This window comes from Alkalibacterium sp. s-m-28, assembly GCF_054658175.1.
The window spans coordinates 1-255 of record NZ_BAAGIQ010000409.1 but is presented as its reverse complement, the minus strand read 5'-3'; the positions used below and the strand labels follow the sequence as shown (position 1 = coordinate 255).

Sequence of the window (255 nt, the reverse complement as noted above, 5' to 3'; positions counted from 1 at the left end):
CAATCGTTGTGTGGGCAATCATGATGTCATATTTTCGTCCGTAGACTTCTTTCCCGAGCTGTAAATAAGATTTACAGTACTTGAAGAACGTCTCAATGTCCCACCGTTTTCCGTATAGACGAATGATTTCTTCATTTTCCATCTCGATATCTGTGGATAATAACGCTAGCCAATTACGCTTGCCCTTACTGTTGCGATTTTTAACAAAAATGATTTTTGCTTTAATCTCTTTCCCTTGATCATTGAGCCCTAGGC

At 39.2% G+C, this 255-nt stretch carries 1 protein-coding gene; it reads right to left on the bottom strand.

Annotation, left to right across the window (positions count from 1 at the left end; genetic code table 11):
• Nucleotides 1–255, bottom strand: a 255-nt coding sequence (locus ACYQ4S_RS12790) for a transposase (protein WP_459771563.1), incomplete at both ends; no start/stop codon positions are given.